At 48.2% G+C, this 26,078-nt stretch carries 17 protein-coding genes; 4 read left to right on the plus strand and 13 right to left on the minus strand.

All coding sequences use genetic code 11. The features are described 5' to 3' along the window. The first annotated feature begins 21 nt into the window (after window positions 1-21). The 3 genes from DESYODRAFT_RS20220 to DESYODRAFT_RS20230 all read left to right on the plus strand — a co-directional run bounded on the left by DESYODRAFT_RS20220 (window position 22) and on the right by DESYODRAFT_RS20230 (window position 12,281). Window positions 22-7,251: a SpvB/TcaC N-terminal domain-containing protein gene (locus DESYODRAFT_RS20220; RefSeq protein ID WP_007785937.1), complete on the plus strand. Its 7,230-nt coding sequence runs from the start codon at window positions 22-24 to the stop codon at window positions 7,249-7,251. 244 nt (window positions 7,252-7,495) lie between these two features. Next, window positions 7,496-12,019 (plus strand): Tc toxin subunit A-related protein, encoded by a 4,524-nt coding sequence (locus DESYODRAFT_RS20225; RefSeq protein WP_007785938.1) that lies wholly within the window; start codon window positions 7,496-7,498, stop codon window positions 12,017-12,019. A 43-nt stretch (window positions 12,020-12,062) separates the two neighbouring features. Then, the gene (locus DESYODRAFT_RS20230; RefSeq protein WP_007785939.1) at window positions 12,063-12,281 is read left to right on the plus strand and encodes a hypothetical protein; all 219 of its coding nucleotides are present in this window, start codon (window positions 12,063-12,065) and stop codon (window positions 12,279-12,281) included. A gap of 318 nt (window positions 12,282-12,599) precedes the next feature. Here DESYODRAFT_RS20230 and DESYODRAFT_RS20235 read toward each other — a convergent pair whose 3' ends face one another. The 13 genes from DESYODRAFT_RS20235 to DESYODRAFT_RS20295 form a co-directional block, all read right to left on the minus strand. Then, window positions 12,600-15,704 carry an efflux RND transporter permease subunit gene (locus tag DESYODRAFT_RS20235; RefSeq protein WP_007785940.1) on the minus strand — a complete coding sequence of 1,035 codons (3,105 nt, stop codon included), beginning with the start codon at window positions 15,702-15,704 and terminating at the stop codon, window positions 12,600-12,602. Window positions 15,705-15,706: 2 nt separating this feature from the next. After that, a complete protein-coding gene (locus DESYODRAFT_RS20240) occupies window positions 15,707-16,915 on the minus strand; it encodes an efflux RND transporter periplasmic adaptor subunit (protein WP_007785941.1) in 1,209 nt (402 codons plus the stop codon). A 107-nt stretch (window positions 16,916-17,022) separates the two neighbouring features. Then, the gene (locus DESYODRAFT_RS20245; RefSeq protein WP_007785943.1) at window positions 17,023-17,628 is read right to left on the minus strand and encodes a TetR/AcrR family transcriptional regulator; all 606 of its coding nucleotides are present in this window, start codon (window positions 17,626-17,628) and stop codon (window positions 17,023-17,025) included. Between the two features lie 290 nt (window positions 17,629-17,918). Continuing rightward, window positions 17,919-19,139, minus strand: a complete 1,221-nt coding sequence (locus DESYODRAFT_RS20250; protein WP_007785945.1) for an ABC transporter permease — start codon at window positions 19,137-19,139, stop codon at window positions 17,919-17,921. Continuing rightward, window positions 19,139-19,846, minus strand: a complete 708-nt coding sequence (locus tag DESYODRAFT_RS20255; protein ID WP_007785947.1) for an ABC transporter ATP-binding protein — start codon at window positions 19,844-19,846, stop codon at window positions 19,139-19,141. The genes DESYODRAFT_RS20250 and DESYODRAFT_RS20255 overlap by 1 nt, the downstream gene beginning before the upstream one ends. 43 nt (window positions 19,847-19,889) lie before the next feature. Then, complete coding sequence (locus DESYODRAFT_RS20260; RefSeq protein WP_007785948.1) at window positions 19,890-20,582, minus strand: ABC-2 transporter permease; 693 nt, start codon at window positions 20,580-20,582, stop codon at window positions 19,890-19,892. Beyond that, window positions 20,575-21,450 (minus strand): ABC transporter ATP-binding protein, encoded by an 876-nt coding sequence (locus tag DESYODRAFT_RS20265; RefSeq protein WP_007785950.1) that lies wholly within the window; start codon window positions 21,448-21,450, stop codon window positions 20,575-20,577. The genes DESYODRAFT_RS20260 and DESYODRAFT_RS20265 overlap by 8 nt, the downstream gene beginning before the upstream one ends. 2 nt (window positions 21,451-21,452) lie before the next feature. Further along, on the minus strand, window positions 21,453-21,845 hold the full coding sequence (locus DESYODRAFT_RS20270; RefSeq protein ID WP_007785952.1) for a GntR family transcriptional regulator: 393 nt from the start codon (window positions 21,843-21,845) through the stop codon (window positions 21,453-21,455). Window positions 21,846-22,292: 447 nt separating this feature from the next. Beyond that, on the minus strand, window positions 22,293-22,787 hold the full coding sequence (locus DESYODRAFT_RS20275) for a GNAT family N-acetyltransferase (RefSeq protein ID WP_007785954.1): 495 nt from the start codon (window positions 22,785-22,787) through the stop codon (window positions 22,293-22,295). A 147-nt stretch (window positions 22,788-22,934) separates the two neighbouring features. Then, window positions 22,935-24,263 carry a WD40 repeat domain-containing protein gene (locus DESYODRAFT_RS20280; RefSeq protein ID WP_042338912.1) on the minus strand — a complete coding sequence of 443 codons (1,329 nt, stop codon included), beginning with the start codon at window positions 24,261-24,263 and terminating at the stop codon, window positions 22,935-22,937. A gap of 208 nt (window positions 24,264-24,471) precedes the next feature. Continuing rightward, window positions 24,472-24,822: a helix-turn-helix domain-containing protein gene (locus tag DESYODRAFT_RS20285; RefSeq protein WP_007785958.1), complete on the minus strand. Its 351-nt coding sequence runs from the start codon at window positions 24,820-24,822 to the stop codon at window positions 24,472-24,474. Window positions 24,823-25,078: 256 nt separating this feature from the next. After that, a complete protein-coding gene (locus DESYODRAFT_RS29365; RefSeq protein ID WP_242833498.1) occupies window positions 25,079-25,180 on the minus strand; it encodes a HepT-like ribonuclease domain-containing protein in 102 nt (33 codons plus the stop codon). Between the two features lie 136 nt (window positions 25,181-25,316). Next, window positions 25,317-25,607 carry a nucleotidyltransferase family protein gene (locus DESYODRAFT_RS20295; protein ID WP_007785960.1) on the minus strand — a complete coding sequence of 97 codons (291 nt, stop codon included), beginning with the start codon at window positions 25,605-25,607 and terminating at the stop codon, window positions 25,317-25,319. A gap of 138 nt (window positions 25,608-25,745) precedes the next feature. Between DESYODRAFT_RS20295 and DESYODRAFT_RS20300 the strand changes: the two genes are divergently transcribed. After that, window positions 25,746-25,931: a hypothetical protein gene (locus tag DESYODRAFT_RS20300; protein ID WP_157137227.1), complete on the plus strand. Its 186-nt coding sequence runs from the start codon at window positions 25,746-25,748 to the stop codon at window positions 25,929-25,931. Window positions 25,932-26,078: the final 147 nt, after the last annotated feature.

Consider the following 26,078-nt stretch of genomic DNA (forward strand, 5'->3'; position numbering starts at 1 on the left):
GACACTAAGAGGAGAACTGCTATGCCAGACAAGTCAGGCGTTGCCGAACAAATTATTGCGCTGCCCAAAGGAGGCGGCGCCCTTTCAGGATTGGGAGAAAAATTTCAGCCCAACCCCCATACCGGCACGGGCAACTTCAGTGTTCCCATTGAACTGCCCCCAGGACGCAACGGATTTCAGCCGCAGCTTACTTTGACCTACAGCACCGGAAATGCCAACGGGCCCTTCGGCCTGGGGTGGAACCTTAATATACCCAGTGTCTCCTGCAAGACCTCCAAAGGGATACCCAGGTATCAGGGCCAGGATACCTTTGTCCTATCCGGGGCCGAAGACCTGGTCCTGATCAAGGAAGAAACTGCCCCCGGAGTCAAAAGACGTTATTATCGCCCGCGCACAGAAGGGCTTTTCGCACGCATTATCCATACCACCTCAGCGGACATCAATCAATGGGAGGTCACAAGTAAAGACGGTCTCAAGAGTATTTACGGCAAATCCAGGTCCAGCCGGGTGTATGATCAAAGTTCCGACACTCCCCAGCGCATTTTCCAATGGCTGCTTTCGGAAACCGAGGACCCCTTCGGCAGCCGCATTGTTTATACCTATAAACAGGAAGATAAGGCCAACCTGGCCCAGGAGAGCTTTGAAGCCAACCACAACTATAACCAGGTGTTTCTCGCCAAAATAGACTACCTGGACTACTTAACAGCCGGCAGCGAAGAAGGTTTTTTGTTTTCCATTGCCTTTGATTACGGCGAGTATCCGGATCAGACCGGAGATTTGGCCGCCAATCCCTCACCCGTCAAACCATGGGCCTATCGGCCCGACCCTTTTTCTTCCTTCCGCGCCGGTTTTGAGATCCGTTGCCTACGCCGCTGCCGGCGTATACTGATTAAACGGCATGAACAAGATAGCCCGCCGGCGGGTGTGCTTACCAAATCCTACAGTTTTCAGTATCTTGATGAACTCTCTGAAACAGAAGCCCGGAAAGCGGTTTTGCCTCGGAATCGGGTTTCTCTGTTAGCTAAAATCACATTAACCGGCTACGGAAATCTTAACGAAACCGAGTCCATGCCTGCCCTGGAGTTCCAATATACGGGCTTTGAACCGGAAAAAAAGCACTATGAGACCTTCGCTGCCCCAGCCGCCCATCTCCCTGAACGGGCGCTTAATGCGCCGGAATACGAGCTTATCGATCTGCACGGCTATGGTCTTCCGGATGTGGTCCATACCTCCCCCTCCGGTTTCAGGTACTGGCGCAACCTGGGGAATTGCCGGTTTGACCGGCCGAGGCCGATGCACCAGGCCCCGGCCAGGGTCACGCTGGCCGATCCGGGGGTCCGGTTCGCCGATATGGAAGGCAATGGTACGGCGGATTTGCTTGTTTCCAGTGGGCCGGTAACAGGATACTACCCTACCAGGTTTAAGGCTCAATGGGACTCCGCCTCATTTAAGAGATATCAGCAAGCCCCCTCTTTCAACCTTGAAGACCCTGATGTCAAGCTGGTTGATATGAACGGCGACGGCGTCATCGATGTCCTGCAAACAGGTAACAGCCATTTCCTGATTTACTACAATAAAGGGTCTGAGGGATGGGACAGCCAGGTTCAGTATGTTCCCAGGCGTGATCCGGAAGAGTTCCCGGACGTCTATTTCTCGGCACCCGAGCAGCGGGTGCGGTTGGCCTCCCTGGGCGGGGACGGTCTGCAGGACATTGTCTTAATTCACGACCGCCTTATCCAGTACTGGCCCAACCTGGGTTATGGACGCTGGGGCCGCCGGATCACCATGGGCAACGCGCCCCAGCTGCCTCCCGGCTATGATCCCCGGCGGCTCTTCCTGACGGATATTGACGGCGACGGCTATGCCGATCTGGTCTACATCAATTATGGCCGGGTGCACTGCTGGATCAACCAAAGCGGCAATGCCTGGAGTGAAGAGTACGTAATTGAAGGCACACCGGCAGTAAGCGATATGGACGCAGTACGGGTGGCGGATATGAAAGGCACGGGTACTGCGGGGATTTTATGGACCTATGATTATTCTCAGCAAAACCCTGCTAATTATAAATATCTTGATCTGACCGGCGGAGTTAAGCCTTATCTTCTCAATGGAATGGACAATAATATCGGGGCCGTTACCCGCGTCAATTATGCCTCTTCAGCCAAGTTTGCCATAGCCGACCAGGAAGGGGGCATCCCCTGGCAAACTCATCTGCCTTTCCCGGTACAGGTGGTTGAACGAGTTGAACTATATGATGCCTTATCCAAAGGCAGACTTATTAAAAAATACGCATATCATCACGGCTGCTGGGACGGGGCAGAACGCGAGTTTTGCGGTTTCGGCATGGTCGAGCAATACGATACTGAAACATTTAGGGACACGCCGCAACCGCATTATGCACCTCCGACTCTCAGCAGGACATGGTTTCACCAAGGACCGCTCGGCGACAAGCTCCAATGGGGTGAGGCAGACTACAGCCGGGAATTCTGGCCGGTTGATGCCCAAATGTTAGAACGCCCGGGTGCGGATTTCCCCAATGATCTGCCCCGCCAAGCCCGGCGTGATGCCCTGAGAGCACTCCGGGGCAGCGTCCTGAGGACTGAACTGTACGCTTTGGACAACACTGCCTGCCAGGACCGCCCATACACAGTTACTGAATATCTTTACGGCGTCCGTGAGGAAGAGTCCTTAAGCCGGAATGATAACCCTGGCTTGAGAGTGTTCTTTTCCTACCCCCTTGGCCAGCGCACAACCCAATGGGAGCGCGGCGACGATCCCCTGACCCGCTGCCGGTTTACCAATGACTATGACGATTACGGACAGCCGCGGCAGCAGACTTCCATCGCCCTGCCCAGACGATCCGCTAAAAGGCAGCCGACAGCCAACGGCCGAGAGCTGAATGAAACCCGGATTCTGGCCACTCACACCCGCACGGACTACGCCCTGCCTGATCCGGGTCTGTACATCGGCGACCGGATTGCCCAGCAGAGAACCTTCGAACTGGTGAATCCCCCGCAGGTAAGAGAATCCGATTCATCAGAAATCAGCTTAGTGCTTAAGGACCAGGCAGCGGCGGCCCAAGCCCTGTACAAAGAATTCCAGGCTCTGCCGGATCAGGGGCAGGCCGGGCAGGGACTTCCCGCCGGAATCCGGCTGATCGCCCATATCATCAATCACTACGACGGGGACGACAGCCAAGCCTTTACAGGCCGCCGGGCAGGCGTCGTCGGCCCCTATGGGGCCCTGGTCCGCAGCGAATCCCTGGTCTTTACGAAGGATGTGCTCACTGCCTCATATGGTCATGACTGTCCCTCCTATCTGGGAGGCAGCGCTTCCCTGCCGGAAGGGGCTCCTGCAGATTTTGGCCTGAGCCTCGGCTATCGTCTGGAACGGCAATCTGACGGCGGCTGCCAGGATGGTTATTATTGCAATACAAAATGCCGGAAGTATGATTTTCAGGAGAGCAGTTCAGGGGACACTGAGCTTCCCAGACGGGGCATTGTGATCGCAGCCCAGGATGCCCTCGGGCATATCACCTTCATCACACCGGACAACTACCGGCTATTACCGGAAAAAGTCACAGACCCTGTGGGCTTAATGACCCTGGTGGATTATGACTACCGTGTCCTGCAACCCCGGGAGCTGACCGATCCCAACGGCAACCGCACCAGCTTTGCCTATACTCCCCTGGGATTTTTAGACAGTCTATGGGTTAAAGGCGGGCATGATGAAGGTGATCAACAGCAGCCAAGTGTGAAAATTAGCTATAATTTTCTGGCCTACGCGGAAACCAGGCAGCCGGTTAATGTCCGCACACTGCGCCGGCTGTATCACGATACGGAAATCGATGTTCCTGTACCCGAACGGGAGGAGACAATAGAAACCGTTGAGTACTCAGACGGCTTCGGCAGACTGCTGCAGACCCGTACTCAGGACGAAACCATCCGCTTCGGTCATGGGGTCTTCGGCGGGGGGGATCAGATTCTCCCGGAAAACCAAAATGATCAGGCCGGCACCCTAAAAGATATCGCCGGCCGAACAAACATTGATGCTCTGAATCCTAATGTCGTCGTCAGCGACTGGCAAGTATACGACAACAAGGGCCAGGTGGTCGAGCAATACGAGCCTTTTTACTCCACAGGCTGGGATTATAGCTCCCCCCGGAACAATGACTGCGGTCAGAAAATAACCATGAATTATGACCCTCTCGGCCGGGTGTTCCGAACCATTAATCCGGACACTTCCGAACGGCTGGCAGTGCACGGCATACCCTTCGACTTAGCCGACCCGGCGCACTATGCTCCTTCACCCTGGGAAATTTATATCTACGATGCTAATGATAATGCAGGCCGCACACCGGCGGCCGATTCCCAGGCGACAGAGTACGAACATCACTGGAACACGCCCGGGAGCACTATAATGGACGCCTTGGGCAGGACAATCACAGCCAGGGAATGGATTCGTTCCCGCCCCAAACCAGGTGAACCGGTAAAACCGGCAGAGCAATACATCACGGGCTTTGCCTATGATATCCAGGGTAACCTGCTGACGGCTATTGATGCCCTGGGGCGGGTTGCCTTTAAACATGAGTATGACCTGGCCAAACGGCTCCTGCGCGTGGAAAGCATGGATGCCGGCACCCGGCTTACGATTATGGACGCCGCCGGCAATCCCGTGGAGCAGCGGGACAGCAAAGGTGCCATCCAGCTGAGAACCTATGATGCACTGCACCGGCCTCTGAGACTTTGGGCGCGGGACAAGTCCGACACTCCTCTTACTCTTCGTGAACGGCTGGAATACGGAGATGGAAGTGATCCTCTCCAGCCCGCGGGAGAGCGCACCGCTCACCGGGCCCTGAACCGGCTGGGCCGTTTGTACCGGCATTATGAGGAAGCGGGCTTGCTTACGGTTGACAAATACGACTTCAAAGGAACTATTCTGGAAAAAACCCGGCAGGTTATCAAAGACGACCGGATACTGAGGGTTTTTGCCGCCCCTGCCCCGGACACCGGAATTAAGGTATACCGGGTGGATTGGGAACCACCGTCCGGAGTGTCCTTTGACGACCATACCCTTAACCTGCTGGACCCTACCCCCTACAGGACTTCTCTGACCTTTGACGCCCTGAGCCGGATAAAGACCCTGCACTTTCCGGAGGATGTATCAGGTTCGGCGGAATACCCTTCCCGTAAAGTGCTGCGCCCGCACTATAACCGGGCCGGAAACTTAGAACGTGTACAAGTGGATGACCAAACCTACGTTGAGCATATTGCCTATAATGCTAAAGGGCAGCGTACCTTCATCGCCTATGGCAATAAGCTGATGACCCGCTATGCTTACCACCCGCTGAACTCCCGCCTGGAACGGATGAGAACCGAGTGCTATGCAGCAGTTTCGCCGGGCGGCTGGGAGTATCACCCCACGGGCACACCACTGCAGGATTTTGCTTACGGGTATGATCTGACCGGTAATATCCTAGCCATCCGGGATCGCACACCGGAATGCGGCGTGGGCAAAGCAGACGCACTGGACCGTCAATTTATCTATGACAACCTTTATCGCCTGATTTCGGCCACCGGCCGGGAACAAGACACAACTCCCCTGCCAAAACCCTGGGAAGACGGAGCACACAGCACTGATCCCACCTTAACCCGGGGCTACAAACAGCGCTACTCCTATGATCCCGCAGGAAACATGCTTGAACTGAGCCATGAGGCAGGGACAGAACATAGTTTTAAGCGGATATTTACTCATCCGGAGGGCAGCAACCGCCTCATCTCGGTAAAAAACGGGACTAATCCATATACCTGTCAATATGACCCCAACGGCAACCTGACGGCTGAGAATACTGAACGTCATTTTGGCTGGGACCACAGCAACCGGCTGACCACCTTCTTCTGTCAGCCCAGCGGCTCAGATATTGCCTCCCTCAAGGTCCAGTACCTTTACGATGCCGGCGGGCAGCGGGTGAAAAAGATCGTGCAAAAGCAAGGCGGAGACTACGAAGTCACGGTGTATATCGATGGCCTATTTGAGTACCGCCGCCTTGTAAAAGGCAATGAACTTAAGGAGAATAACACACTGCACGTCATGGACAACCTGAACCGTATTGCCATGGTGCGCATTGGTCCCGCCTTTCCGGATGATGGGGCGCCGGAAATAGTGGTGAAATACCAATTGGGCGACCACCTGGGCAGCAGCAGTGTTGTGGTCGGCGGTAAAGACAGCTCGGTCAATGGCTTTATCAACCGGGAGGAATATTACCCTTACGGGGAGACCAGCTTTGGCAGTTTTGCCCGCAAGCGTTACAGGTTTACCGGCAAGGAGCGTGATGAGGAGAGCGGATTATATTATCATGGTGCAAGGTATTACGCGCCCTGGCTGGGCAGATGGGTAAGCTGCGATCCGCTGGGAATGTCGGATGGGCTTAATCTCTATAGCTATGTAAGAAATAACCCTCTTCGTTTAATTGATCCAACAGGCTGGGAAAGTGAAACTGCGGCCGAGAGTCCGCCTCCCCCGGCGACTCATATGATCCTTGTCGGGAAAGATGCGGCCCCTGGGGAGGAACACGCGCACCGCAGTACCAAAAGTTTTACCAAGCGGACCGATACACTTCTGAACAAACAAACGGTGGAAATGTTTGACCGGCGTGTGCAGCACGGAGACCATATCATCATAATGGTCCCGGAAGACATGAGCGAGGAACTTGTAACGGATCTGGACTCTTATGCCAAAAAATTCCAGGACCGATTCAATATAGCCGATAAGCCTGGGATCACCTACGAATTAAAGAAGGTTCCGGGAAATGATGTAGCGGAAACTATCAACAATTATTCAAATATTAAAAGCCTATATTATTTTGGACATGGTATCGAGGCTTATCCCTTGTTTGATTATGGAAATTATGGCTTTCCGCAGCCGGATAAATTTGATGCCTCCAAATTTTCAGCTAATGCGGAAGCAGTTTTTGCAACCTGCAATTCATGGTTATATGCAGAGAAGTTTACCAGAGAACTTGGAGTTAAAGCTGTAGGAGTTGAAGGAACAACTTTTTACGGAAGAACTGAAATTAGCGCCGGGCGATTAGATTATGATGCGGCACCTGGAACTTCACTTGGTTGGGTCTATGAGAAAAAAGGGGCAGGTTTTACGGCGGATTCGTTTAGCTTAAGTCAAAGTAAGGAAAATGGAAAGCCGTTTTTACGATTAAGGCGTGACCCCTTCGCACCGGCTGCCAATTCTCACTAACCTGATTCTTCTATATAAAATAGTCGCACCCGCCTGCCGGCGGGTGTGATAGACACAGAGACAGAGTGGATAAAAGAAATTAAAAGCTTCTCAAACTTACCCCGGCTTGAACCGGGAGCAAGGAGAGAAGCGTGGTCATAGAGCCCTATGTTAAACGTCCAGTGCTTGCGCGCAAAAACTAGAACTCGTTAATATTATATCAAAAAAAGGAAGTTATGTCAAATTATAACGGAGGTTGATGTTTATGCCCCCTCAAATGACGACCCAGGAATTATACGATCTTCTCAAGGCCCGGCCCCGGCGCAGGACTCTTCCCAAGGGAGAGCCTGCCACCCACCCTGACGTGCTGCGGCAGGAGCGGGATGCCATCCGCCGCTGGCTGGAGGAATACGAAACGGCCATCAGTACCTACAAACTGGGAGGCCAAGGCGGCGGCAGCGGCGGTGCCTTCGGAGCAGCAGTGACTGCCGCAGACAAAAGCAGGGCCGAGGCCACCCTGGATATGGCTTTGTGTTTTGCTAAAGACAATGAGTGGTTTCAGTGCCGGAGTTATGCCCTCCAAGCTATTGATCATTATGAACAAGCCATTCTTAAACCTTCATCCCAAGCTTACGGCCTGCTGGCCGTGGCCAAGTATATGATCGAAGGGAATACCCCCGCCCTCAGGAACTATTTGGAAGAGGTTATCGTCCATAAGATCGATACCGCCGGTTTGCGCAGCTTGCTGGCCAAATATTATCTCATGGTCCGGGATTACGATGCCGTGCGCCGCCTGCTGGCCAACCCGAAATTATGGAACCATTACCGGGTCATACCTATACGCCGGGCTTTGGAGGCAAAAGCCGGCAAAGCCTGGGACAGATACCCCTGCAATTTTTATACATACCGCGATCATAGGCTCAACAGCTTAATAACCAACGATATTATCGAACAGCGCAAGCTGGAACTGTTGAAAATGAGCCCCTCGGACAAGAAAACGATCGCCCAGTCCGAAGCCGCCGCCGATTTATTGATCGAACGGATTATTATGACTCTCGACTGCCATCGCCTCTGGAATACAGCCAATCAAGCCTTTGCCAGAAAAAACTATATTCAGGCCACGAATTATTACCTGGAGGCATCTGATAAAATTACCGGGTATTTTACGGCCTACTATGCTACGGCAGATCCGGCCAAGCTGCTGCATTACAACCAGACCTGGGAAAGAGACGGCACTAAGTATGAATCAAATAAATGGCTGATCACTTATATTCGCGACCGCAACCGTGCCCTAAGTCTTCAGGAGCTCTATAACCTGGATTGGGTTCGGCCGCACCGTAGTCCCGAAGGCTGGGACGCTTACGGAAGCAACTTGGATATGCTCAAAACCATCGGCTGGCAGGGAAAATGGGTTGAGAAAGTTGACGGCCCTCTGGCTGTCATGCTTTTCAATTTTCTCCCCATGGCAATTGCGGAATGCGGCCTGGCCCGCAGGCGTTTTGAGGATAGTGACGAAGCTCCGGGACTGGGAGTCAGGAGCGGGCCTTTGTCCAGTATCAAACTGGCCCTGCAGTATCACGACAAGCACCGGATTATGAGCGAATTTATCGAGGTTCCTTTTGCGACCATGCTAAAAGCCCGTATTCTGCTCTTAAAAGCCGAATTCCAATACAAAGCCAGGGAAAATGATCCCTCGCCGGATAAAGATCCGGCTACAGGACAGTTGCGTTACCAGGGGCTTAAGGCAGGGAGAACCTACCAAGGCGTCATTGATACCTTTTATCAAACAGGGTACAGAGATTACATGGTTAATGTCCGGGCTGCGAGAGACAAACTTAAAAAAACCATCGCGGATCTGCGCTCAGCGGCCTTGGATGCCCATGTCGTCCAGATGGCCCGGCAAATAAATTACCCGGCCCTGATCCCGGGAAATGATCTGACCAAGAACCAACAAGCCCTGCAGCAGCTCGGTCATGATCCCCGGATTCCCGGCCTGGTTTCCTTTAACTCTAATCTGCTCGGAATCAGCAAAGGCCGCCACACACCCTATGACCGGCTGATCCGCTTTGATATGGACGGTCTCCTGCCCAGAGAGTCCAATCCCCAGATTTATGCCCTCATTGCTCAGGCCCAGGCACGCCTGCACCAGCTTGACAGCGGACTGAACTGGCTGGGCTATCGGGATGATTATGTATCGCCCTGGCGCTTTCAATATTTACTGGAGCGGGCCCGCTATTTTGCCGGGCATGCCAGTCAGGTTCAGAATCTGTATTTAACTTTCCTCTCCACTGCCGAAAAGGAAGAGGCCCAGGAGAAAACCATTGGACAGAATGCGATAATAGAGCTGGCTAATGTAGACCTGGAGACATCGAGGCTGAAACAATCTAACCTGCAGTTCGCAGCGGCTCAGGCATCGACTCAGTTGGCCAAACTAATGGCCCAGAATGCCAAGACCCGCTACTCCAATTATCTTAGTTTTGACGAAGAAATGGACCGCTTAACCGAAGAGTACATGGGGCATGCCCTCAGCAGCTCGATTTCTAATGTCGTCACGAGTTCCCTGCAAGGCATGCAATCCGGATTTTCCATGGGCGGCTGGATTGGGGCGATTGTCGGTGCAGTGGCAGGGGTAGGCATTGGGAGCTGGCAGGCTTACGACCAGTACAGCATGCAGGATATCAGCCTGGAGATGCAAAACCAGCAGCGGGAGCTGGAAAAGAAAAACCTTATTCTAGCGGCCAGAGAAGCTGCCGAGTCTGTTAAGGTAACCCAGGCTCAGGAAGCCGCTGCAGCCGCTTCCGTAGACGTCGCCGCCCTTCAGCGCGTGGTCGCCTTGATGCGCCATGAGTATGCTTTGCAAACCGTAGAATTTATGAAAAACCGCACCTTCACCTCCGAGCTTTGGTACAGGCTGGCCAGCGAAATTAAAGGGGTAGCCGAAACCTACCTTAAATACGGAGTCGAATTGGCCTTCCTGGCGGAGCAAGCCTTTGAGTTTGAAAGCAATCGCAGGGTAGACGTGATCCGCTTCGATTATGATCTGCAGGAAACCGGGGACTTTCTGTCCGGCGATTTCCTCTTGCGTGACCTTAATTATCTGGAACAGGAGCTTATCACCGGTGAAATTGAGAGACGGAGACTGGTCCGCTACACTGTCTCATTAGCGCGGGATTTCCCGGATGCCTTGCAGCAGCTGCGGAACAATGGCTGGTGCGTGCTGCATTTAACCTTGCTGCCCCTGGAACAGCGCTTCCCAGGATTGTTCAACCTGCGGGTCTCCTCTGTGGATATCCATCCCGTCGCCTTAATGGACCCCACGCGTTTCAGTGTTAACCTGACCCATCTGGGGGCCAGCAGCATCCGTGTGCGCTCAGACAAAACAGCACCGGAGGATCCCTTTAATAAAACTGATATGCCCAGCTGGACAGCCGCAAGTGATACTGCACTGGATCAGGATTGGCCGGTAAAGGTGCGGGCAGCTTCACCCCAGACGGAAATTTACACCGGCGTCACCCCGCAAGATCAAACTGCCGGAGACTCCTTTTTCTCCAATAACCAGCAAACTGCCTTCGAGGGCCTCGGAGCAGCTTCGGCATGGCGCCTGGATATGTCAATGCGGGAAAACCGTGTCGATCCGACAACCCTGGCCGACATTGTTCTGGTATTCCACTTCAGCGGATATTTCAGCGAAGAATTAAAAAACCGCGTCCAGGCCTGCATTCCCAGCCGCTCAACCCAAACTTTGCTGTTGTCCGGGCATCAATACTTCCCGGACGGTTATTACCACTTACAGAACAGCGGCACCATGACCTGGTCTGTTAATAAACGGTTTATCCCTACCGGTCTTCAAGCCGGCCGTCTGCGCAACATCGGTTTATCCCTGCTGCCTTCCAGTGACCGTCCTCAATTTGGCCGCCTGCTCTCCGTCCAGCGCTTGCGCATCAAATTCGACTCCCGCACCGGGAACCTTGATGTTTTATCCTTGCTGCCGAGGTTTAGTTTCGAAACGGCGAGGCTGACTCTACGCGCCACCGTGGTTTTCAACCAACAGGTTACTCAGGTAATGTGGGACTTTGGGGATCATTCCGGATGGCAGCCAACGAATGCTGATGGCGCGGCATATCCGCTCTATAGTCAGGAACACTGTTATACCAAAGCAGGCGCTTATGTGGTAACCCTTCGGGCCGTAGTCTCCGGGCAGCTGTATGAATATACTGCCAAAGTGTCCGTATCCGGGGATGAAGATCTGAGTTCGCCCCTGACACCGGCGCTGACCTTTACCGCCAAAGCAATACCAGAGATATCATCTGACCAGTTTCAATTGGTGATCAATTCCGGCCTTCCGTCAGGAGTTCAAGCCACCCTTTCTGTAAAATCAGGCTCACTGCGCGCCGGCGGAACTGCCTCCTGCTTCCTGACCCTGCCCAAAGACCGGGAATGCGAGCTGCTGTGTATAGCCATCCGAAATCTGGCTGTCCACTTTTCAGGTACGCAATGCTATGATCCGACGGCAGCGGAACTAACCCTGCCGGGACTTAGAACTGCGACTAACCGGGAGTTTGACGAGCAGGGAAGTTTAAAACCAGGGACAGCCAATGATTTGAGCAGGCGGGTGTTCGGGAACGGCGAGCATTCTCCCATCGATAACTGGCAGCTGACAATAACGGCGGCCAATAATCCATTTTTAAAAGTTGTTGACTCCACAGGCCGCGAAACTATGGACCTGTCTGAAATTGAGGATGCTGTATTGGCTTTGGAATACGAAGCTGAAGAAATAACCATGTATTAAGGAAAGATTGCAGTAAACTTAGTGAAAATTAAGGAGGGATTTTTTGACAAAACTTATGTTAAACCGTATTGCATTTGTTGGCGTTGTAGCTATCGTAATTGCCGCAATTATTCATATAGTCCAAACAGTCACCTCACATAAAACTATGCTAACGGCATTACCCCTTAGTATCAGATTAGCTGTAGTCATTGTTTTTTGGGCAATAGTTCTTGTTATTGGCGGTGTCATTTATACAGTGATAGCAAAACACCTTTTAAAGTAATGGAGTGAGTTAAGATAAAAAACATGGTACCGCTAAGAGCCTATCTATGGTTTCCAGCATTTCTGGCGTATCATTAGGTATGTCCCCATTAATCCGAGCAAAATCCGAGACCTGATCACTGAGCCGCTCGAAAGGACATTCTAATAATGACTTAAAAGCCAGCAAATTCAAGACAACTCTTCGGAGGAGCCTCCTGAGTCTGTTTCCATTCGGAACCAATTTTAAATATCAAAAATAAAAAATCCCAGGCTGAAATGTCTGGGATTTTTTGTTTTTAAGTGATGATTCTACTATATTATTTTTACATTGCAATAATTATTAAGCAGAAAGTTCCCGGGTTGAGACATGCTTCCTGCGGGGCATAAGCTTACTCCTTACATCATCAAAGAACGTATAGAGCACCGGAACGACTACCAGGGTCAAAAGCGTGGAGGAAATCAAACCGCCGATCACCGCATAGGCCATAGGAGAACGGAAGGAAGCTCCGGCCCCTCCTTCGGTGATTACCGGAATCATACTGACGATCATGGCCAGGGTAGTCATCATGATCGGCCTCAGCCGGATGGCAGCTGCCTCCAGAATCGCTTCCCGGCGTCCCAGACCTTCCCCTCGGCGCTGCCGGGTAAAGTCCACCAGCAGAATGGCGTTTTTGGTGACCAATCCTAAAAGCAGGACAATGCCAATCATCGCAGCAAAGCTGAGCTCCTTCTGCCCGGCCATCAAACCAAGGACAGCGCCAATAATGGCCAGGGGCAGAGAAAAGAGGATGGATAACGGATCGACAAAGCTTTCGTATTGAGCGGCCAGAATCAGGAAGATGAACAAAGCGCCCAATATCATGGCCAGGACCATTCCGCCGGAAGCATCGGTCATCATGGAATTGGTTCCGCCGGCAGTCAGACTGATGCCCTCCGGAATTCCGATGTTCTCAACCTCTGCCTTAAACGCCTTTTCAAAGTCCCCGCTGGAGGTACCAATGACATTGGCGGTAACCTGAATCTCACGTTCTTTGTCGTAACGATTGATCATGGCCGCTGAAGTTGTAAATTCCTGATTAGTCACCTGAGTCAGAGGTACCAGAATAGGGTTATTATATTCCACATTGTCGCTGGGAACATAAATTCCCTCAAAGCTGCTAAGATTTTTGCTTTCCTCAGAGTTCAGCTTTACCGTCACATCATAACGGTCACCACCGCTCTCATACTGCCCGACCGTTGCGCCGTTGTATAAAATCCGCAGAGTGGTTCCCGCCAAAGCCGGGCTGACCCCCAGGTCTTCTGCTTTATCCCGGTCCACCTGGAGATGGGCTTCCGGGTTGCCTGCCCGATAGCTTAAGCTCACATCTGCAGCACCGGGCAAATTCCTGACCACTTGCTTCAGAGTCTGGGCATACTGCTGGAGACTCTCAAAATCGTTACCGGTGATATGGTATTCAAAATCCTTACCGGAAGCACCTCCCATACTGGCAATCGAGCTGTTGCCGCTCAAAGAAACCTCGATACCGGGTATTTTCAGGAGACTGCTCCTCATCCCGTCCACAATATCTTCGATGGGTTCCTGACGATTCTCCGTATTGGGGACTTGGACAAACATGGATATTTTATCCGCTTCCACCACGGAATAAGTATATTGCACCTCCGGGTATTCCCTCACTGCCTGCTCCATGGCTTGAGCGGTGAAGCCGGCTTTATCCAGAGACACCCCGGCATCCAGAGCTGCCGTAATCGTGATCTGCCCTTTGTCCTCCGCAGGGATAAAGGTCGTTCCCAGCAGCGGCATAATGGCCACACTCAGAGCCAACAGTCCCCCGGCTACGACAACCACCATCAGTCTGTGATTCAAGACCAGGTCTAAGAACTTGGCATACCCTCTGCCCAGCTTTTCAAATAATTGGTCAAACCACTCTAAAAACCGTCCCAGCAGCCCCGGATTCTTCGCCCCCTGCTCTTCTTCGCCCTTCAAATACTTGGCAGCAAGCATAGGGACCAAGGTAAAGGAGACGAACAGAGAGATCAGGACGCTGAAGGATACGGTGAGTCCGAATTCCCGCATATAGCTGGCAATAATACCTTTCATCATCGCCACGGGCATGAATACTGCGACAATGGTCAGGGTTGTGGCCAAAACGGCCAGACCGATTTCCGCAGTGGCCTCTTTCGCCGCCTGAAAGGGTGTTTTGCCCAGTTTCATCTGACGGACGATATTTTCAATAACAACGATAGAATCGTCCACTAATAGTCCAATGGACAGGGACAGAGCCACCAGGGTCACCAGATTGAGAGTGAACCCCATCAGCTTCATGATGATAAAAGTAGCAATAATCGAAGTGGGCAGTGCCAGAGCACTGATGATGGTGCTGGCGGCATTACCCAGGAACAGGAAGATGATAACAACCGCGATTACGCAGCCTTCCAAAAGGGTTTTTTCCATATTACTGACCTGTTCGTGAATCATCACGGAGTTGTCCCTGACAACGTCGATGGTAACGCCCACAGGCAGACTTTGACTGATAGTTTCAATCTCCTGCTTGATGACCTCAGCGACTTCCACCGTATTAGCTCCCGATTGCTTGACCACATCAATACCGATGGCCCTTTGTCCATTATAAAGAGAGATGCTGTCCATCTCTTTGCTGCCATCCACCACTTGGGCGATATCGCTGACATGAATCTCATCCGTGCCCCGTTTACCCACCAGAATCTTGCCGAAATCCTCTACGGTTTTAACACTGGCTGTGGTTTGCAGGGAAATCTCCTGGCTGCCGTCGGAGACTTTACCGGCCGGAATGTCCAAATTATCTGAGCCCAGGCTGTTGGCTACCTCCGCAGCCGTGACGCCGAAAGCATTCATTTTTTCCTTATCCAGCAGGATCTGAATCTCCCGCTGCTGTTCCCCGTAGACATTGACAGACCCCACACCCTTGACAGTGCTTAGTTGCTTGGTGATGGTCTGGTCCACAAGTTCCGACAGCTGCCGGTCCCCTACTGAACCGGTTACCGTCAGGGAGATAATAGGCTGAGCGGTCATATCGTATTTAGCAATGATCGGCTCCTGGATATCCCGGGGCAGCTCACCGCGCACGGCTCCCAGTTTATCCCGCACTTCCTGAACCGCCTCATCGGCTGATTTTTCCAGCTCAAACTGCACCACCGTCACAGAAACGCTGTCCCTGACGATAGAGTTGATATGATCCACCCCGGAAATCTGCCCCACCGTGTCTTCCACTTTACGGGTCACTTTGCTTTCGATCTGGTCCGGTGCAACTCCCGCCTGAATCACGGTAACGGAAACCACCGGCGTATCCACTTCGGTCAAATCATTGATGGGAAGTCCGAGAAAGGAGGCTGCTCCAGTCACCAACAGAGCGATAATGATCACCACGGTGAAAACGGGACGTTTCAAGCTTAAGTCGGTCAAAAACATCTCTATTCCCCCTGCTCTGCGGCTGCTTCCGATGTTTGTTCAGTTAATGGTTCAGCTATTGAAATCTGATCACCGTCCTGAAGCGAGTTGATATTGGTGCAGATTACATCAGCACCATCGGTAAGACCGGATTGGACTTCGATCCTATCGTTGTAGGTGGCACCAAGGGTCACCGCAGTACGGCGGGCCACTCCGTTTTCTGCCGTGAAAACATAGTAGCTGCCTTTACTTCCTGCAACGGACCGCAGCGGGATAGTCAGTGCCGAAACTTCCGTGCCGGAGACCAGATTCACATTGGCATAACTGCCGGGCTTCAACCGCTTGCCCGGATTCGGCACTTCCACTTTTGCTGTAAATGTCCGGGAAGCCATGCTGGCCGTTGTGCTCACATAACTCACAGTGCCTTCATAAACCTGGGTATCACCACTGACTCTTACTTGCGCCTTTTGGCCGGCCTGGATTTTTACCGCATCCTCCTGGGCTATTTTAATAACCGCCTGAATGGTTGATGTGTCCTTAATCATGGCCAGGGGCGCTCCAGGGCCTGCATATTGGCCGATAGCTACATTTTTATCTTCCACAACACCGTCCATCGGGGCTTTGATCACCAGATTAGCCATATTATGTTCCAGACGGTCGATCCCGCTCTGAGCCGCGCTGATATTAGCCTGCAAAGCAGCCAGGTCGGCTTGAGCCACCTTAAGCCCGGTTTCGGCATCGCTTAAATCGTTGGCAGATACGGCGCCGGCTTCATAAAGAGCTTTAGCATTATTGAAATTGCGCTGGGAGATTTGCACATTGGCTTCAGCCTTAGGTAATGTAGCCTGCACCGCAGCCAACTGGGCCTGAGCTCCTTTCAGCTGGTCGTTCATATCCTGGCTGTCCAGGACAATCAAAGATGTCCCTTTTTTCACTATATCCCCTTCACTAAACAGGATCTGGACCACTTTTCCCGGCACATCTGCCCCAACCACACCTTCTTCTCCTGACAAAAGCGTGGCGTCATAGGACATGAACGGCCGGATGGTCATGGTTTCTGCTTTCCGAACCTCTACCGAGACTTTGCTGTCAGAGGTCACCTGCGGATTATTCTGCATTGCTGCCCAGGAGCCCGTATTATGGAGCAAAAAGCCTCCCATGGCCAGTACCAGGACAATTGCCAGATAGGAAACTGCTTTTTTCGTGTTTACCTTCGCTAAAAGTTTCTTCATCTCTTTTCTGCTCCTTTGTTCGTCAAATAGCGAACCTTTGTTCATTATTAGGTTTTAAAAAAAGACTTCGTGTTTTATGGTTAAATTTAGGCTTAACACCTGTGGACTTATAGTTTGAACTCAGGAGCTTCCTTCATGACCACGAAGTTATTCATGTTTAAAGCCAGCATCTGGCTGATCAGCTTCCTGATTCTGCCGTCATCCCCTTTAGCTTGCCTTAAGATTCTCAGAATTCCCTCCATGTACATCGAAGCCATCACATGAAAAACAAATTCGTCGGCAATGATAATTCCTTCAGCCTTCAACTTATGCACAACCTCTTCTTTTACCCGCTTTTCGATCAGAACAATTAAATCTTCTTTTAAATTCTGGTAGACTGAACCTTCGCTTTTGTCCAGCAGGATCATCAATTCCCTGCTGCATTGGTCATAAAAGCTCATGATCGTGTCAACCACATCTGTCAAAGCAGGCAGATCATTGGCATCGGCTTTAAACTCACTGAAAATGAGACCACTGAAGCGTTCGAAAACAGGATTCATAATATGCTTGAACAACTCTTCTTTGCCCGTAAAGTAACGATAAAGATTCCCTGTAGCTATGCCGGCATTTTTAGCTATGGTTCTGATGGATGCATCATTAAATCCTTTTTCCTCAAATTCATCGAGGGCTGCACTAATGATATTGTTTTTAATTTCATCTTTGAGGTATTGCATAAATGAACCTCCGTTCTCTTTTAAAATATACTGATCTGACTTCATTGTCAAGAGTAAAATGTCACATGCTGCTACATTTATAAGCGGTCGAAAAAATGCCTCATACAAAAGGTTATTTACGAAAACGTTAAAAAATATGGGGATGGTGCTAATGGCGTTATTCTCATCATGGAAAAATATAAAGAATATCAGAAAAGCTAAAGGGTGCAAACATTAAAGTATTCATCTGTTAAGTTGCTAAATTTATAGACGGTTATCACCCCACCTTCACCTACTTCACTTGATGATCCCTAGTGTTTCTGTCTTATGGCAATATAATAGCTTGTCAGAACTGCGATAGGCACCATCACCAGCCCACCCAACCAGGAGTGTGTCTTCGCTACCACCACAACACCCAGGATAAGTTGCCCAGGCAGGGCCATTCGAAATATGGCTTTCTTCATTGCTGCAATCTTCGTCTCTGCACTCCAAGGAAATAAACAAACAAAAGGGTTCTTAATTGCCTCTTGCCAAAACAACCCAACAACGTTGGTTATCATTATTGAAAAGACAAAACAGAGAAGCCATCCGTAGTCCGGGGGAAAGACCAAGATAGCCAAACTACTTAACCCCATCATTCTGAGGTAAACCATAACATCTTTCTCGTTACGCAGCTCAGATTTAAGACACATTTCCACCAACCCATTCACAGGGGTGCGTTCTTTAAAGATCAAGTTAGAGTTTCTGAATAACAAGGGGCGTTTTCTGGAGAATCTGGGCCTTTTCACATAGGTTCCCGCACTCTGCAGCATGTACCTGGCTAGTCTGAGCTTCGCAGTTTGCTCCCTCGCTACATCGTCAAAGAATGTCCCTCTCAGATTTGCTCGTTTGTATAAGAGCGTGCTTAAAAGGATTAAGAGTACTAAAATTAAGAGATAAAACAGGCCCTTGCCACTCAATAAAAGATCGACACATTGACTTACATACACACTGGTTGTTAAAAAAATAACCAGTCTCACAATGCGTTTAGCCCAACCTTTGAAACGAAGTTCGAGAAGTTGTTTTATAAGACTCATGCAATTCTTAAGGACAAAGATGAAAACGGTTAGCCAGACAACACCTATCAGAGAAAAACCGTAATGCAATAATAAAAATGGTGCCAGGATAATCATCAATAACGTGGTTGCCCCAAGGTTATAGATAACGGAATAGCCTAAACTATACTTAATAATCCGTCCGATCCATACTTTACGCTGTAACAGAAAAAGTTGATCCGCGTCTTCCACAAAAATACGAATTGTACCTAACCAAGCAAATAGGAGAATAATACCCGATAGAGCATTGAGGGGAATATAGTCCAGCCACCAAGGAACCGCCCTCCACCAGGAAAGATAATAATACATGAAGCCCGCAGAAAAAGGGATGACAATATAAAGCGCTACAATCCAATCAACGGCGCTTCTCCATACTTGATACTGATATTTCCAGTCTGAAACAATTCGTTGAAAGAATAGTCCTGCCACAGTAATCATTATCTATTCTCCAAGAGTTTCTCAAAGCATTCCCCCAGGGAACCCTCGGGTAACCGGCATTGTTTCCTGATTTCCTTAAGGTCTCCTCGGGTTACTACTGTCCCAGCGTTCATCAATACAAAAGAACTACAGATTCGTTCCGCAGTATCCAGTATATGCGTACACATCAAGACCCCTGCTCCTTTAGCTCTGGCCTGGTTTAAATAAGCCAGGAAGTCCCCCATCCCCCTAGGGTCCAGGCCCATAAAAGGCTCATCCACCACAAAAACCCATGGTTCTAGTAGAAAAGCCACAATAAGCATGACCTTTTGCTGCATGCCTTTAGAAAAGGTACCCGGCAGATGGTGCTTGACTTCAGTTAGGTGGAAGAGTTTAAGAAGCTCCTCAGCTCTAGGTACAAATACGTTTCGCTGAATTTCATAGGCAGCAGCAGCTAGTTCTAAATGCTCCCAGAGTGTTAACCCTTCATACAGTACGGGCTGTTCTGGGATATAAGCATAGCTTTTTCTCTTCCCGGCAAATTCCACTTTGCCATCCATCACTGGCAACAACCCTATGATCGCCTTAATCGTGGTGCTTTTCCCAGCTCCGTTAGGGCCGATCAGTCCTACAAGCTCTCCTGATTTTACAGATAAGGCCACATTTTTAATGACATCCCTGTTGTCAGAATAACCGGCGTGTTTAATATCTACCTTAAGTAATTCCATTGGTTCATCCTCATTTGTTGTCGATTTTCATGATTATATAACTCTAAAATTCTCTTCTGCTATAAACCCTTAAAGAAAGGCGAACCGAAGCGGCCATTATGATCAAGGTTAAGGCCAATATATAACTGGCGATTTGCCAATCTGCTTGGGTTTGCAGCCAGTTCCCGAAGTCCTGCATCACAGCTGCAATATTTCGGAAAGCGGCGAGGTTGTCTACTCCTCCAAGCCCCTGTACCGTCAAGCCAACTGCCATAGGCAAAAAGAAGAAACAGACAAAAAACAGGAACATACCGATCATTCTGGAGCGGAGATACCCAAACTTGAAGTAAATCGGAAAATAGATAGATATTAAGACAGCCATGGTGAGCAGAGCCCCTGAAATTCCTTCTAAAGAAATCCGGCTTATAGGGATAGGGATTCCCGTGATCGACACCACACTTTGAGCGAGCAGGCAGCATAAGATTGCAAGGGCAGCATAGATGAAGACGGAAAAATACTTAGCTAGGACAATGTCCTGACGACGCAGGGGAAGGCTGTTTAACATTATTTCAGACTTATTCTTGTCATCCTGGGTAAGGGCTTGAATCATAAGCATGTAGGTAGCGCCTACTATGGCAGCAGTGAGGGCTCCACCCGGCATAGTTCTAAAAACAGAGAGCGCAAAAAGCACATATAACCCAGTGATCCACAGAGACCGTTTTAAAAGCAAGAGATCTTTCCACACCAAATTATACATGATGCTCCCCCCTCACTGTATAAAGCATGATGTCTTCCAAGGATGGCTTTTCTAGGACGGCTAGTCCTTTAAAGCGGCGAATAGCCTTTTCTTTATCTCGTACCAGTCCTTCAAACCCAAATTTGTTCGTCTTGATACCAACAAAAAGCTTTTTGCTTTCTTCGTCGAGCAAATCGCAAGCCCCTTTGATTACCCCATATTTCTCTAAGATGTCATCTTTCGGGGCGCTCAAGACGATCTCACCCTGATTAATGAAGGTTACATAGTCGGCAATCTTATCTAAATCCGGGGTAATGTGAGTAGAAAAAAAGACGGAATTTCGTTCATCTTGAATCAGGGTAGCCAGGATTTCCAAGAGCTCGCTGCGCGCCATCGGGTCAAGACCAGAGGTTGGCTCATCCATAATTAAAAGCTCAGCTCCATGGGAAAGGGCAACAGCCAAAGAAAACTTCATCTTCATTCCTTTTGAGAGTTGTTTAATCTTTTGTTTAGGGTCAAGTTCAAAGTCCCTCAAACACTTTTCAAAGGTCTGGGTCTCCCAGTGTTTGTAAAAGGGAGCTACAATTCGGGCCATATCTCTGATAGAAAGTTCTTCATAATAGTGGTTCTCATCAAAGACAAAGGCAATGCGATTCTTTATAACGAGTTCATGTTGTAGGTTATCAAGACCGAACACTTTGATCTGACCACTGTCTTTACTCAATAAATTCAAAATTAGTTTGATCGTGGTGCTTTTTCCCGCTCCATTCGGTCCGATAAACCCCATAACATAGCCCCGGGGCAGCCGAAAACTAACATTTTTCAAGGAGAAATCCTTGAAATGCTTAGTCAATTTATCGACAGTTAGTATGTTATCCGCATCAACCATCCTTATTCCTCCTCTTGCCCGTTGCGTTCATCAAAAAGCAGTTTAAACATTTCAAGCAGTTCTTCTCGCTCTATGCCGACGGTTCTGGCAGCAACGATGGCATCCATTACTTTTTCTTCAACGACACGTAGTCGCTTCTCATACAATAATTCCTTGTTTTGAGCGGAAACGAAGGAACCTTTACCGCCCACAGTCTCAATATAGCCTTCTCGCTCCAGCTCCTCATAAGCCCTCTTCGTGGTTATTACGCTGATCTGTAATTCCTTTGCCAGAATACGAATTGAGGGCAACCCCTCTGCTTCCGTCAAATCGCCCTTTAGGATAAGATTTTTTATTTGGGTAACAATCTGTTGATAGATTGGTTCGGGTGAAGAATTGGCTATAGTAATATTCATAGCAAGACGGCCTCCTCCTTTCTTTACTTGATCCGTGAATTTAGAACTGAATAAATACGGCCGTTTGAAATGAGCGACTGGCTCACTTGAACACAGGATGTGGATCTAACCGCCAAAATAGAAGCTGAATAAACCTGATAATCGAAATTAAGTAAAAATGGCAATAAAAACATACCGTACATATACAATATATACAGTAATGACGAAGCTGTCAAGAAGTGGAATGCTAGAAACGAGGGGACAGGTATACCGTTCCAATTATTTGAAACGATGTACCTGTCCCCTCTGTCCCGACATTATTTAAATGATGAACTGGACAAGAAGAACATATGCGAGAAGGGCAACCTTCAGATTCAAGAGCTTTTGTATGCATATGTTTCAAATCCATTTTCTGATACCGTTACGATAATTAACACGACAACGAATACTATATTGAACGACAGCTTCTCAAACTATCTTTTCCATAAAACATACCGTAAATGGTAAATGCTCATATCTCTTTAATCCAGTCTCATTGAAACCGTACATAATATACCAATTTTTCAAAACTGAATTTTCATTAATAATACCAATGGAAACTTTCTTTGCTCCTTGAGCTTTCACATAATTAAAGACAAAATCTATTAAAAGTTTCCCATACCCTTTATGCCTATATCCCGGTAACACAGATAATCTTTCTATATAGAAAATATCGTCAGTCTTTTCAATTGCTACAAATCCAATTTGATTTCCTTTTTCAAATAAACCAAACATTCTGATATCCTTATCTTTCATTTTCTTGAGATTCTCTAAATTTGTGAAAGCTGGATTCGAAGGACAATTCTCTTCCGTTAGGCTTAACTGTCTTGCAACTGTAATAAATGAATCCTTGATAACTTTTAAGCTATTTGCTAAACTTTCCTCGGTCGTGATTTCTTTAATATGTGCTTTCTCAAGAATCATATGATATCACCTTTCCGTTTAATTGGCTGTCACGATTTTTGTATCTGAATATCAATTCCGTCAATTCAATTCCAAGGGGTACATCTTGAAGTACTTTTCAATTACAATCGCCTTGTACATTTTTATCCCCTAACTCTTCAACAATTCTTATTGTTCATATAGTATTTTCCTCTGTTTCGCTTTTACGTCATAAACTGCAATTGCGAAATCCGCACTTACATTTGTTTCGCCCTGGATGACTACCTCGACAAAGGTAGTGTTATTAACCCACTCACAACGATAGTTAACCCTATTTTCATCTACCTGTGCTCTCTCTTCGTTTCCCCGTTCATCAATTACCCGATAACTATCGCCGTCGAGCACTACGCAATGCTTAGAATCCGGTGAAAAAGACCAGTTGAGCAGCCCTGGGGAACTCTCATAGGTATAGTCATATTTATATAAATTATTATCAACTACATTATAAACCATCGTAGTGGAACCGCTTTTGGTGGTAAAGATAGCCTGTCCCTTGGTTACCCCTCGCAACTCAAGTCCCGCCGGCATGCCCTTCAGAACAGTGTTCTCTCCAGAATCAATACTGTATTTCTGTACTTTTTCGTCGCTATAATACACTATGTCCAAGCCACGCGCAGTCAATATATTCCCTTTAATATCCAAGTCTTTAAAACGATAACCGCTGTCACTTGCCAAAAGAAAAATACTGTTTGTTTCCAGAACAATATCCCCTTTGCCAGTTACCAAAATACCCTTCACTTGACCTTGTTCAAGCTTAACGCTGTTTTGAGTTCTGTTAAGCACATCATAAACGTTCACATTTGTCCCATCACGATCAGCGAAAACAAAAAATTGCGAATTTGAAGACCAGGAATTTAGAATTTTAAAATAGTCTGCAGAGCCAATTTCTATAACTGAACCATTTCGCACATCCGCAAGATACATTTTTGCTTTCCAAATTGGATCATTTTCACTTTGTCCATTATTTATAATTACATAATCTCCGCTGGGACTGAACGAAAAATTAGTAACAATACTCCCTTGGATATGACCGGCATCTAAACTCAATAAATCAATAGCACTTAAAAAGCGTCGGTCAGTAAAACTATAAGCCAACATATACGCATGATTATAAAAAACTACCTTCTCGTCATTTGCAAAGCCCACCAGCCACCCTGCTACGCCAGCACTTTCTTCTTTTAATCCTTCTAAGATATTGACCAACACAGGATTGTTATCCTTCAAATTAGCGGATAACCCATCTCTATAGTCTGGATAATAAACTTCTGGCGTGGCTTCCATCCCATTAGTCGGCAAAGGGGCTTCATTTTGCTTGGTGTCTTTACTCTCTCTTAGGGGAGTCTCCTTAAGAGTGTTCATCGAAAATGTTAGCATCAGGAAACAAAATAACAAAAAGCTAAACGCCCATAAGTTGCGCATTATCTTTTTCCTTTCCCTTGTAATAAAATTCTCTTTCATCAATCTTCCCCGGCAGTGGCGGCCATCCAAATGCGTCACTGGTGACGCATTTGACCTTACACCCAGCGCTCATCCCTCTTTAGATCCGGAAAAGGAGCGGGATGAGTTTGGACGGCTGCCCCTCGTCTCATATGTATTCAAGAAGTCTTTATCCAATACATAATAAAGTGCCGCTAAACCCTCGGTTATCTGACGTGGCTCATCATATCTAATTTGCATCGGAACTGAAGTTTGATTTTTCTACCCATTCCGAAAGCGCCTTTTTCGTAAATAAGTTTTGGCCGCCAATCCTTACATGTGGTATAGCATCAATCACTTTAAACAACCGATCCTCTGAAATCTGCAGGTAATTAGCCGCCTGAGCCTGGCTTAATATATCATCTTGAGAAATGTTTACCCTTCTCATATAATCCGTAATGTTTTGCGAGGCTTTAACAATGCTATTTGAATTACTCACAATACCATTCTCGATTGATCTACTAATCCAATAGCAGCCGACCAAAATTGATAATGCAAGAAACATGATAGATAAAGCCAATACCTTTTGCCCTCTCTCCATAGTATCCCCCTCTCTCTAATCCCGTTCTACATCTATTTACAAGACAGTCCAGATGGAAAATAGCAGCCATTTACAAAAGAATAGGTAAACCATTGGAGCCAAATGCCACAAAACGTTCCGAGGGTTTGCGACGCCCCCAACCAACATTCATCTTCGCAAAGTCGCCAACCCTCGGATAGACGAAGGCCCAAGCCCCAAATATAAACATGCACTGAACATTATCTGCCCAGTGCCAATAAATTATAGCATTTTTTGATCATAGTCTTGAGTTGGGGAGCTCATTTTGCACGACATTCCATACAATTTTTAAACTTATACCCATATAATCATGTATTAGCACGTCACGAAGTCCCGCCATTTGCCTCCAAGGAATTTGGCTGTTATGTTCTTTGACATGAGAGTCGACTTCATAAATTCATCTTTTCCTGAAGATGTATAGTCTTCTATCTTTTCAATAGATTCGAATATATTCCGGAGAAAAACGTTTGCATTTTTCATATCAGCCTTGCCTCCAGAAGAATTTTATCCTTTAAAGTCCAGTGCAAAGAATCAGGTGTTACGATATCTACTCGTCTCCCTAGAAATTCTTCAAGATCATACTTCAAAGAAATGATATCAAAAAGAGAACAATCATCCTGGCACTCCACTAAAAAATCAATATCACTCTCGATAGTTTCCTCTTCTCTAAGAATAGAACCAAATAGCTTGACGTTATGAGCTTTGTATTGTTTTGCTAAACTAATAATTTTTTCTCTCTTACTTAAAATATATTCAATTGCAGGCATCTAATCACCTCAGATTAATTATACCTTATTTTACCACAAAGAAAAACTACTATTTAGGCTTTCGTCTATCAATTCTGGTATTAGGGGAAGTCTGGTTATTACGTTCAGCAATGACCGTTTTGCAACAGATGGGGATTTATGGTGGAGACTGAACCGGATGCTTCAAACCTCATAGACTTGTTTTGTGAGAAAGTATTCAAGATGTTAAAAAAGATAGGAAAAATAGACGACCACATTATTGAAACTATGCTGAGCTGGCATCACAGTGGTTTTAATGTCTATTGTGGACCAGCCATTAATTCATGGGACCGGGAAGGGAATTAATAATCGTAATTTCACAGCAATTACATTCTCTTGGACTATTTTACATAAGTTTCAAGCACGGTACACCTATGGTCACCGGGCAGAAAATTCATGTCTGCCGGAGTTTCTAATAGCAACGACTGGATCTCCAACTTTGATTTTGAAAGA

The organism is Desulfosporosinus youngiae DSM 17734, from assembly GCF_000244895.1.
GTDB classification, from domain to species: Bacteria; Bacillota; Desulfitobacteriia; order Desulfitobacteriales; family Desulfitobacteriaceae; genus Desulfosporosinus; species Desulfosporosinus youngiae.